Raw genomic sequence first — 9,586 nt, 5'->3', positions numbered from 1 at the left:
GGGGCCGGCTCTCTTCCGCTCCACTCGATCAGGAGACTTCCATGAGCCGCTACACCATCACCGTCACCAGCAGCGATGGCCACTTCAATGCCGATGCCGTCATCGGCTACGATCCACCGTTGCGCAGCTTCTCCCTGCAGGCGTTCCCAGACGATATCGGCGACAATCTCGCCCTGTTGCTCGGCACCGCTGACAGCGAATACGAAACGAGCGACGCCTTGCACGCAGCCGCACGATCACGCGGCTTCGACTTCATGCCGCTACCGACATCGAGGCAGCACTAGACAACGACCTCGCCGAGGGCGCCGGCCGGCCGCCACATAACGGCCCATTCGCCGCAGCCCTGAACATCTTCAGTCAAGGTAGCAGCAAAAAAAGGCCCGCGCCGGCGTAACCGGCGCGGGCCTTTTTTGTGCTTGGCTCGATCGTGCTGTCAGATGCAGCTGATCGCCTCCACGTCACGATAGCCCCGCCGCCGCTTCATGCGTAGGAGCGCCTCGCCGGCAGCATCGGCTCCCGCAACACTGTCATACAGGTCGAGGCGGATACGTCCTGGCCGGCCAATCCTTCCCCATTCGCGAACAAGGCAAATATCGCCGAACAAGCTCGGCGACGACGATATACGATAGTACCGCGCCATATTGCGAGCGGGCTCAATGCGGTGGAGATGGATCGCGTCGTCGATGGGCATGGCGCCAAGTGTTGCACCCGTCATCGACACCGTCCAACGAGTTCCATGAATCGGTTGGCGCTCAGCGATTCATGACGCTGATGTATGACGTGGCTCGGCATCTGGGCGAGCCGGGCTGCGGCCGACCGCGCTCTACTCGCGTCGCTGGCGCGCCGCTCCCGGAGCCTGCTGACGCAGTCTCCGCCTGCGGTAACGATCGCCTCTCGCAGGCATCGTGGACCGGATCGACCGGCCCCCGATGCCACGAGGGCAACCCCTCGCGCTCCCGCCGGCTGGGCGCCGGATATGGACGCATCCCCTGGCGGGAATGCGGGTCTATCTCTCTGACGTCCCAGTCTACTGGCCGCTCCCATCGCCTCAAGGACTGCGCGGCCCCTCCAATTTTCAGCCGTCGCCCTGAAGGAGGGCGCCATCAGAAAATCGGCTCCCCCACGCGCCGCCTCCGGCGGTCGCTTCGCGATCCTTGACCCGATGCTCGACTTGCCCGTCGCGGGGCTCCGTCATCAAGATGAAGGAGACGACAATGTCGATTGATCAGCACATTGAGGAACTGCGCGCAGAACTGCGGAACGCCGTCAAGGTCGACGAGCGCCGCCGGATCGAGGCGGAACTGGCAATGGCGCTAGCCGAACGCGAAGCGATCTGGGCCGAGCATGAAGGCCTCCTGAACGGCGAGCCTCCCTTCTAGGGCGGCGTCGCGCCTCGGGGCGCACTTAGCGGTGAGGCAGCTGAGCGCGTCTGTTCCGCCTCCCGCGTCCCATCAGCGCCTACGCTTCGCTTCCGGCCGCCTAGGTCCGTCCTCCGCCCCGCTGTCGGGCGACAGTTCCTCGACCAGCCTGAGCAGGTTCTGTGCGGTGGCAGCCGGCAGGTCCAGCATGCGCATCACAAGCTTGAACCTGGTTTCCGCCTCCTGCTCTGTCTCCCCAAAAGACTGCGGAGCTGCCGCGTAGATCGCTTCGATAGGAGAGAAATCGAGCAGCTCGGCCAGATGCAGCAGCCGCGTCACCCTGAGCTTGGCTCCGGCCCGCTCATGCCGGGCGTAAATCTCGTGATGCAGACCGACCATCATGCCGACCTGCTCGCGGTTCAGGTTCTGCGCATCCCGGCGCTCGCGCAGAAAGCGGCTCAGCACCTCCTCGATTTCAAGAAGGCCGCGAACGCCACCAAATCCCGGCTTGCGCCAGATCGGTTTTCCAGCCTCGGGATCGTCCGTTTCGACAAGGCCATGCCGGTCGATATAAGCCTGTACATCCTTGATGGCCATCGTCTGGCTCGCTCGATCCGCTCGCTGTCCGAATCCCGCCGAAAGAGACGGGAAAATCTCCAAACTGGCTCCAAACCCCAAAAAATTTGAGCCAAAACGATGGTGTTTCTAGCAGGGATTCGGACGAGACTTCAACTCGACTCTCGGTCCAAGCCAAGCGCGACACACGTTCTTTCAGAATCCATTGGCGTCCAAATATTGCCGAATGGCCTTCTCCATGAGGGCCTGCATGGACGTGTCCATATTAAAAGAGGCCAGCTTCAGCCGACGCTTCGTGTCGCGATCCAGATTGACATTCACGAAGTGGCTTGCGCCCTTCATCCGCGTCCGTTTCATCTGCCGCAGCGCCTTGTGCGCCTCGCTGGATGCCGCGCCTCTCCCCGTTTCCTCTCTGGCCGCCGGTGCTGGCGCACTCTGCGGCGCAGCGAGGCTTGCATCCCCGGCGTCATCCTGGGCCAAACTTGCCGCCGGACGCTGACGGCGCGGCGCGGTGGCGAATTCGTCCAGTGACAGACTCTCCTTGCCGGTCATGCTGAGCGTCCCGTCGCTGCTTCGTTCGCGAGCAGTTCGTCCACTTCCGCGACAAGCGCCTGTGTTTCCCGCCGCGCCTTGGCGATCGCCTCCGTCACCTCCTGCATCTGAAGTGTGCCGATGCCGTTGTGGATGTCCTTATAGACATTGCGCTCGAACACCTCGGTGCGGAACAGATAGGTCCCGACCGTGTCCTCCATGATCGGCCTGATCTTCCGGTACAGTTCCGTGTGCCTCACCGTCACCGTGATCCGGGTGCGGAGCACACCATGCCGGCAGGTTTTTCCCAGCGCCTCGTTGACCCGCAGCACACTCTCGAAACTGTCGATAGCGCCAAGCACTTCACGCTTTGACGGCTGGATCGGCGAGATCACCAGGTCGGAAGCCGCGATCACGGGGTCCACAATCGAGGTGTCCTCGCCGGGCGTGTCGATCAAAAGATGATCAAATACACCGGCATTGTCGTTCATCCAGCGCTCCAGTCCTCTTGCCGTCTTGTGGCTATAGACCTCGATGCCCTCGGGCTGTGCATCCTTCTCCTGACAGTCCGTCCACCACTTCATGAGATTGTTGCGGGCATCCATGTCGATCATGGCGACGCGGCTGCCACGGAGCGCATATTCGCCGGCGATGTTCATCAGGGCCGTGGTCTTGCCCGCGCCTCCCTTGCCGTTGATGACTGCGATCACGACGGTCATCGGCTTATCTCCCATAAACGTGTGTTTCTACTCACACATGAATCCATGATCGTGTGGACGTGGAGTCACATCGCTATTGAAGCACACGAACATGAAAAAACACAATTATATTAATATGTAAAATCGGTATTTTTGCGCCCCTATGGCTGGAAGTAATATCATTTTTGTTGGCAGGATACGGAAAAATGTGATACATTTTCCTGACGATCCAGGGACAGGCCCTCGATCCGCTGCGGCCGCAACCACCACGATCAGAGGTGTGATTGGCGATGGTTCGCAGCATCTCGGAAGCGTCGAAACGGAAGGAGAAGGTGGCCCATATCCGCTTCTCGCCTGCCGAGTACGATGCGCTGGAGGAGGCCGCGCGCGCAGCCGGCATGACCGTTTCCGCGTTTGTCCGATCGCTGTCGATGGAGGGCGCCGGCGTCCGGCCGTTCCTCGGGGAAGGGGATCGCCTGGTGCTAGGCCTGCTCGCCGACGGCATGCGTGCGATCGGCGGCAACCTCAACCAGATTGCCAGGGCCATCAACACCGGCACGGTGCCCACCGAGGGCGACCTCACTGGCAGTATCAAAGACGCGCAAAGCGTTGCGACCACGCTCGCATCCGAGCTGGCTCAGATGACGCGGCGCTCGGCGGCTGCCCGACGCGGGGAGGGCGCCTGATGGAATTCTTTCCCGGCGCCTTCGAACGGGAGTGGGAGCGGCGGCGCGCCATGCTGCTGCATGAACGGCAACTCGGTCAGTCGAAAAAGAGCGACTGGGACGAGCCGCGAAGGGGAGGGGCGGCGCGGATTGGCGATGAGGGGCTCGGCGGCTTTGGCCGGGCGCGGCGGCGGAAGGGCGAAAGCGGAGCACGAGGGTCGGGTGGTGCCGCGGGAGCGGCCGGCCGCTCGATGCGGACGCGCTTTGGTGCGCTGGCGCTCGGCAGTCAGCCCGCCGTGGTCAAGCTGGCCTCTTATGGTGGCGGCGCACGTGCCGGCGCGATGATGAGCTATGCGTCTCGAGGCGGGGAAGTCGCGGTCGAGAATGAGCGCGGCGAGCGCGTGCTCGGCAAGGATGCACTCGCCGAACAGCGGGCAGAGTGGGAGCACCTCTTCGACAATCGCACCGCCAGCCGCGATCTCGGCGTCTTCCATGTCTCGATCGATACAGCATCACGGCGTGATGACGTCAACCAGGACGACCAGCTGCGCGAGATCCTGCGCGCGGGATTTGATGATCGACGGTTCATCTACACCGCGCGGCAGCGATCTTCGGACCAGCTCTATGTCTCCGGTGTTGTTGTCCTGCGCGGCGGGGAGGGTGAGCGGCTGACGGGAGACCGGAAGGCTGCCGAGATCGTCCAGCAGCGTTTTGATGATTCCGACGCCGGCCGGGATGTCGAGGCCCGCTTCCGGTTTCACGGCTATGGCAATGGGGTGGAATGGGGCACGGCACGTGTTCGCGAGCTGGTTACTGGAGCGGAGGGAGAGGTCCTCGACGACACTGGCAAGCTGATCGGCGACGCCACGCAAGCCGGCGATCTCATCCAGAAGGAATGGCGCAAGGACTTGCACAGCCGCAAGGGCAGGGACGTCATGCACCTGATTGTCTCGGCGAGGGCCGGCACGGATGGGGCGGCCTTCGAAGCTGCCGTGCGAGAATTCCTCGGCGAACAGTTTGCCGGACATCGCTACGTGTTTGCCGTTCACGATCCGGCGCTCGATCCAAAGGAAGCGGTAGAGGGCGGCAAGCGGCCCCACATTCATGCCCACGCGATCATCACGATGCGCTCGGAGACTGGCGACAGGATCGTCACCAGCCCGCAGATGTTTCGGGACTGGCGTTCCGTGATGGCCGAAAAGGCGCGCGAGCAGGGCATCGACATGGAGCTGACCGACCGTCGTGAGTTTGCCAGTGCACCGGCGTACTCGCGCAACCAGGTGCGCCCTATCAGCTATCGTGGCCGCACCGAGCACGAAGGGACCAGCTCAGCCGCTCATGGCCGCTATCGGGGCAAGCGCGCGAACGACATCAACCTCGCAACCACGGACCGCAGCCGAGAGTACACGGCGGCGGCGGCCGAGGCCTGGAGCGATCTTGCCAATGAGGCGGGCGGCACGCGCGAGGGCGTGTTTGCAATGCTTCAGAGCGGTCGCTTGGAAGGATTGACGGGGATCACTCAAAATGAGCGTGTTTTCGTAGATAGTGCAAAGGAACCTGTAAAAAACATAACCAATATGATAGAGTTTGCCGAGTTCGTGAACGGTGAGGATGGACAGATGCGAGAGATGACGCGTCCGGAGTTCGAGGCCTACGAAAATCGTGTGGAAGCGGTCCTTTCATCCGTGGAGCAGACGCTCGATCATATGGATCGTGCCGACTTCGACGAGATCGCTGCGGCAGCGCGCGAAGTGGTCGACATCCGCCGGGAATACCTCGAGTTCACCGAACGCCAGGTTGACCGCGAGGGCGGGCAGGAGCCGCGCGGCTCGCGCGACGGTCGGTCTGAAGATCCAAAGGCCCAGTGGAATGCGGCCGTGGCGCGGTTCGGACTGGACGCGGTGGCAACAGCGGACGAGGTTCTTGTTCAGGTCAGTGACTATCGGGACGGGCTTGATCGGATCGAAGCAGGTGAACTGCCGGAATCCTACACGGCGAGCTATCGGGCAGGCATCGACCGGGAAATCAACCGGGCGGCAGAATTGGCTGTCGATGGCGACAACCAATATATCCGCGAAACCGCGAAACCGGATCAGGACCTGCAGCGTGCGATCGATGAGATCGAACTGTCTCGCGCCGAGCAAGTGCGGAGCGACAGGGGAGACGACACGGATCAAAAAGCTGCTTCAATCGACGACGACGCAAACCGCCGGGCCTACGACGTGTTCCAGGGTAGTGCCGAAGCCGAGCAACACCGCGATCCGGGTCGAGAAGTCCGTTCGACGCAAGAGCAGGATGACGAGATCGTCAAGCAGCAGGCGGCCATGCCGTCCGAGCAACGAACAAGGCATCCCGATGACCGTCCCCTTGAAAGGACACAGGCCGTCGATGCGGAATTTGCCAGATCGGATCCGCCGCAGCAGCATGTGCCGCGTCTTCGCCAGATCGAACTGGAACTCGAGGAGCGTCAGGACCGCGATCGCGACGACCGCGAGCGCTAGGAGGCGACCGTGAAGGATGACTGGCGTTTCCAGCAGCTTCCTTCGCCAGAAGGTACGGAAGATCGACCGGATGGGTTCATCTCATTTGCGATTCTGGCGTTCGTCATCATAGCCCCGCTCATCTACTTTGGTCCCCAGTTTGGCGCGGTCGAAACCTGGTTTGTTGACATTTGCCGTGCGATCGAGAGCTGGATGGTGCCGATCAGGGAACTCGTTCTCGGGTGGGAGCAGATACTTCAGCAGGACCCTTGCTGAGGGGTTTCGGGTGCCCCGTCAATTGGTCGCCTGAAGAGCAATGCGATGAGATTGAGCCGGTGCGCAGCTCCATGATCTGGTCTGGTCGAAGCCGATGACGGAGATTGCCCGGCAATTCGGCGTTCGGGATCAACATATAGCCAAAGCGTGAGATGGCGCCGACCATCGCACGTCCTCGCGCCGGCTACTCTCAGAAGGTGGGGTGCGGGAAGCCCGTCCCTCAATCGGCGCTGAGCAATGATCGCTTCGCCGCCGGTGACATTATCGCGATCGATGCGTCAGGCTGGTCGGTCTTATAGCCGGTGAACGACGCCCCAGGGAACACACGGTAGAGACCGCATTCTGGCAGTGCGATTAAGATTGGTCGAGCCCACACTTTAAATTGGACGGGTCTGGAATGCCCGATATTGGCAGATTTCCCTACCGGACGACTTCCCCAAACGGTTGTCGCAATTGCAGTTATTGCAGTTACGACACGTTGCGCCTATATTGACTCATCAGGAGCACCGCCATGGCCAGCCAACTTGTCAAATTCGCCGGTCTTTCGGACCAGGATCGCAAGAGGGTTACGCCGCTGCCCAAGCTGACGGCAGGCGATCGCGTCGAACTGCATGTCCGTCGCAGGGACGGACATGACGACACCCTTGCGTTGCCGCCGGCGGCCGCCACAGTCGTTGAAGCGCTGATCGACCGCCTGTTGAGTGGCGAACGCGTGGCCGTTCTTGCCGAAGAACAGGAACTCAGCCCAACGGAAGCGTCCAACATCCTCGGGATGTCGCGCCCGCTCGTCGTGCTCCGGATGGATCGGGGCGATCTACCCTTTCGCTATGTCGGTAAGCATCGCCGCGCCTCGCTCAAGGATGTGCTGGCTCTGAAAGTGCGCCTCGACGCGCAGCGCGGCGCGATCGAAGCGCTTGTCGATGATGCAGAGGAATTGCGCGTCCAATATGGCGCTTGAACCCGTAACCGCCGTTTGCGACGCCTGTGTTCTATATCCTTTTCATCTGCGCAATATCCTTGTTCAGGCCTCCGTCGATGGCCTCTTTGATGCACGGTGGACGGAAGAGATTCACGATGAATGGATGCGCAGTCTGATCGCCAACGTTCCGGCGATCCCTTTTGAGCGGCTTCAGGCCACACGGCGTCTGATGGAGCTTGCTCTGCCGGAGGCGCTGGTCGGCGGGTTTCATCGTCATGTCGACAGCATTGCACTACCCGATCCCGATGATCGCCACGTCGTAGCAGCCGCCATCGAAGCGAACGCCTCCCACATCCTTACTTGGAACCTGCGGGACTTTCCGGTGAAAGCGACCGAGAAACACGGGTTGGTCCGTGCGACGCCCGATGCGTTTCTTACCGACCTCTATGATCAGGCACCTGACCTCGTGGTCGGGTCACTTGCCAATGCGCGGCACAATGTGGCGAAATCAGGTGTTTCGGCGCAGGACTTTCTCGCCCTGCTCAAGGGCCAAAGGCTCACACTGCTCGAAAGGCGCCTCGGGCGACACAAATCCGATCTGTGACTGGCCAACGCTGATAGCGCCCGCATCCATCATCATCAGCCATGTGGTGACGATTTAGAAATGTCGCGCAGCGTGCAAAGTAGAAGTGTCGCATAGGCGTTTCAGCGGGTAGGGCTCAGCAAGTTAGAAATGCGACAGTGGCGCGATTCCTGGCGCCGACCTGAGCGCCCGATCGGGCGCCAGCTGGTCGGGGTTGCTCAGCCCGATCGGGGGCGATCCAGTCAAGCTCCCCTGGGCTTTAGCTTTGAGAGCCGCTTCACTCGGCCGCGGCCAACCTTGCCAGAGCCTGTTTACGCCGCGCGATGACGGTCGGATCGTTCATGAAATCCGTCCGTCGAACCGGCTTGCGCCCGCGCTTCCTGTAGCCGGTCTGCTCGCTGTTCGTCTTGATCTTCGGCGCCGGCCATTTTGCGCCAATATCCGATGTGGCGGCGATGTAGAAATGTCGCCGGTTCTGCAAAGTAGAAATGTCGCATCCCACGCTTGGGAGGGCAGGGCGCGGCAAGTTAGAAATGCGACAGTGAGGCGCTCCTGGGCACCGACGAGAGCGCCCGATCGGGCGACAGCTGGTCGGGGTTGCGCAGCCCGATCGGGCGCGATCCAGTAGGCCTCCCTCGGCTTTAGCTTTGAGAGCCGCCTCACTCGGCTGCGGCCAACCTTGCCAGTGCCTGTTCTCGCCGCGCGATGACAGCAGGATCGTTCATGAAATCCGTCCTGCGCCCCGGCTTCGTCCCGCGCTTCTTGTAGGCGCTCTGCTCGCTGTTCGTCTTGATCTTCGGCGCCGGCCCTGCATCGTCCTGCTGGGCCTTGATCCAGGACAGCACCTCGCCGAGCCGCTTGTTCTCGGTGATCGCGGTATGCGTGACGCGCTGCTCCTTGCCGAAGACGGTGTAGGGCAGGGAGCATGCCTTCCAGCGAACATCCAGGCGGCCGTCGGCGAACTCGTAGGTGTCAACGTATTTGCCGACCAGACCGCACAAGATGTCGTTCTTCTCCAGCATGATTTGCTTACGTTCATAAGAGAACGACAATTGCTGGCTCACACAACGCAGCTCGCGCTTGCACAGCACGTCGCGCAGCCGATCCGGCGGCACATTCAAAGCGCGATGCAGATTGTCTGGCCGGGCAGGGACCTTGGCGAACCTCTCGTTGAAGTCGGCCATGAACGCCGGCAGGAACACATTGGCCGCCTCGATGTCCGATACGCCGGCGAGACGCAGTTCCTTCACAAGACGGTCCTGCAGCGTCCGATTGACCCTTTCGACCCGGCCTTTGGCCCGGCTCGAATTGGCGCACAGGATCTCAATGTTGAGTTCTGACAATGCGCGGCCGAACTGGGTCATGCCGCGGCCAGCCTTGGCATCCTTCTTAGCGACCCGGAAAACGTGTGCTTATCGGAATAGAATGCGACCGGGCAGCCGTGTGCCTTCAGATAGAGTTCCAGCGCCTCGAAGTAGCTGAAGGTGCTCTCAGACTTCA

Annotated in this window: 12 protein-coding genes and 1 pseudogene; 7 read left to right on the top strand and 6 right to left on the bottom strand. The window is 61.7% G+C overall.

Going from position 1 to position 9,586, the window contains the following annotated elements:
* The first annotated feature begins 41 nt into the window (after positions 1-41).
* Positions 42-284 carry a hypothetical protein gene (locus ACH196_RS37085; RefSeq protein WP_396651823.1) on the top strand — a complete coding sequence of 81 codons (243 nt, stop codon included), beginning with the start codon at positions 42-44 and terminating at the stop codon, positions 282-284.
* A 149-nt stretch (positions 285-433) separates the two neighbouring features.
* Here the strand turns inward: ACH196_RS37085 and ACH196_RS37080 are convergent, their stop codons facing one another.
* Positions 434-715, bottom strand: a complete 282-nt coding sequence (locus ACH196_RS37080) for a WGR domain-containing protein (protein WP_396651822.1) — start codon at positions 713-715, stop codon at positions 434-436.
* Positions 716-1,214: 499 nt separating this feature from the next.
* On the opposite strand from ACH196_RS37080, the gene ACH196_RS37075 reads away from it, so the two are divergent.
* Positions 1,215-1,379: a hypothetical protein gene (locus ACH196_RS37075; protein ID WP_396651821.1), complete on the top strand. Its 165-nt coding sequence runs from the start codon at positions 1,215-1,217 to the stop codon at positions 1,377-1,379.
* 72 nt (positions 1,380-1,451) lie between these two features.
* Here the strand turns inward: ACH196_RS37075 and ACH196_RS37070 are convergent, their stop codons facing one another.
* From ACH196_RS37070 to ACH196_RS37060, 3 genes are all read right to left on the bottom strand, one after another.
* Positions 1,452-1,955 (bottom strand): XRE family transcriptional regulator, encoded by a 504-nt coding sequence (locus ACH196_RS37070; protein ID WP_396651820.1) that lies wholly within the window; start codon positions 1,953-1,955, stop codon positions 1,452-1,454.
* Between the two features lie 174 nt (positions 1,956-2,129).
* Positions 2,130-2,486: a hypothetical protein gene (locus ACH196_RS37065; protein ID WP_396651819.1), complete on the bottom strand. Its 357-nt coding sequence runs from the start codon at positions 2,484-2,486 to the stop codon at positions 2,130-2,132.
* Positions 2,483-3,184 (bottom strand): ParA family protein, encoded by a 702-nt coding sequence (locus tag ACH196_RS37060; protein ID WP_396651818.1) that lies wholly within the window; start codon positions 3,182-3,184, stop codon positions 2,483-2,485. Before ACH196_RS37060 ends, ACH196_RS37065 begins: the two co-directional genes overlap by 4 nt.
* 269 nt (positions 3,185-3,453) lie before the next feature.
* Here ACH196_RS37060 and ACH196_RS37055 point away from each other — a divergent pair, with 269 nt between their 5' ends.
* The 5 genes from ACH196_RS37055 to ACH196_RS37035 all read left to right on the top strand — a co-directional run bounded on the left by ACH196_RS37055 (position 3,454) and on the right by ACH196_RS37035 (position 8,107).
* Positions 3,454-3,849 carry a plasmid mobilization protein gene (locus ACH196_RS37055; RefSeq protein ID WP_396651824.1) on the top strand — a complete coding sequence of 132 codons (396 nt, stop codon included), beginning with the start codon at positions 3,454-3,456 and terminating at the stop codon, positions 3,847-3,849.
* A complete protein-coding gene (locus tag ACH196_RS37050; protein ID WP_396651817.1) occupies positions 3,849-6,329 on the top strand; it encodes a relaxase/mobilization nuclease domain-containing protein in 2,481 nt (826 codons plus the stop codon). Before ACH196_RS37055 ends, ACH196_RS37050 begins: the two co-directional genes overlap by 1 nt.
* Before the next feature lie 9 nt (positions 6,330-6,338).
* Positions 6,339-6,584, top strand: a complete 246-nt coding sequence (locus tag ACH196_RS37045) for a hypothetical protein (protein ID WP_396651816.1) — start codon at positions 6,339-6,341, stop codon at positions 6,582-6,584.
* A gap of 511 nt (positions 6,585-7,095) precedes the next feature.
* Entirely contained in the window at positions 7,096-7,542 is a 447-nt protein-coding gene (locus ACH196_RS37040) for a DNA-binding protein (protein ID WP_396651815.1), read from the top strand.
* A complete protein-coding gene (locus tag ACH196_RS37035) occupies positions 7,532-8,107 on the top strand; it encodes a PIN domain-containing protein (protein WP_396651814.1) in 576 nt (191 codons plus the stop codon). Before ACH196_RS37040 ends, ACH196_RS37035 begins: the two co-directional genes overlap by 11 nt.
* Positions 8,108-8,363: 256 nt before the next feature.
* On the opposite strand, the gene ACH196_RS37030 is transcribed toward ACH196_RS37035, so the two are convergent.
* Positions 8,364-8,567 (bottom strand): hypothetical protein, encoded by a 204-nt coding sequence (locus ACH196_RS37030; RefSeq protein ID WP_396651813.1) that lies wholly within the window; start codon positions 8,565-8,567, stop codon positions 8,364-8,366.
* 178 nt (positions 8,568-8,745) lie between these two features.
* Positions 8,746-9,586 (bottom strand): annotated as a pseudogene (locus ACH196_RS37025) (ISNCY family transposase); the annotation flags it as partial.

Source organism: Mesorhizobium sp. IMUNJ 23232, from assembly GCF_044326205.1.
GTDB lineage: Bacteria > Pseudomonadota > Alphaproteobacteria > Rhizobiales > Rhizobiaceae > Kumtagia.
The sequence above is the reverse complement of the archived record's forward strand: the minus strand, read 5'-3'. Positions and strand labels throughout refer to the sequence as shown.

Bases quoted from the DNA above. Each gene is read 5' to 3' on its own strand.
- ACH196_RS37085 (WP_396651823.1), top strand. From the start codon at position 42: ATGAGCCGCTACACCATCACCGTCACCAGCAGCGATGGCCACTTCAAT.
- ACH196_RS37080 (WP_396651822.1), bottom strand. From the start codon at position 715: ATGACGGGTGCAACACTTGGCGCCATGCCCATCGACGACGCGATCCAT.
- ACH196_RS37075 (WP_396651821.1), top strand. From the start codon at position 1,215: ATGTCGATTGATCAGCACATTGAGGAACTGCGCGCAGAACTGCGGAAC.
- ACH196_RS37070 (WP_396651820.1), bottom strand. From the start codon at position 1,955: ATGGCCATCAAGGATGTACAGGCTTATATCGACCGGCATGGCCTTGTC.
- ACH196_RS37065 (WP_396651819.1), bottom strand. From the start codon at position 2,486: ATGACCGGCAAGGAGAGTCTGTCACTGGACGAATTCGCCACCGCGCCG.
- ACH196_RS37060 (WP_396651818.1), bottom strand. From the start codon at position 3,184: ATGACCGTCGTGATCGCAGTCATCAACGGCAAGGGAGGCGCGGGCAAG.
- ACH196_RS37055 (WP_396651824.1), top strand. From the start codon at position 3,454: ATGGTTCGCAGCATCTCGGAAGCGTCGAAACGGAAGGAGAAGGTGGCC.
- ACH196_RS37050 (WP_396651817.1), top strand. From the start codon at position 3,849: ATGGAATTCTTTCCCGGCGCCTTCGAACGGGAGTGGGAGCGGCGGCGC.
- ACH196_RS37040 (WP_396651815.1), top strand. From the start codon at position 7,096: ATGGCCAGCCAACTTGTCAAATTCGCCGGTCTTTCGGACCAGGATCGC.
- ACH196_RS37035 (WP_396651814.1), top strand. From the start codon at position 7,532: ATGGCGCTTGAACCCGTAACCGCCGTTTGCGACGCCTGTGTTCTATAT.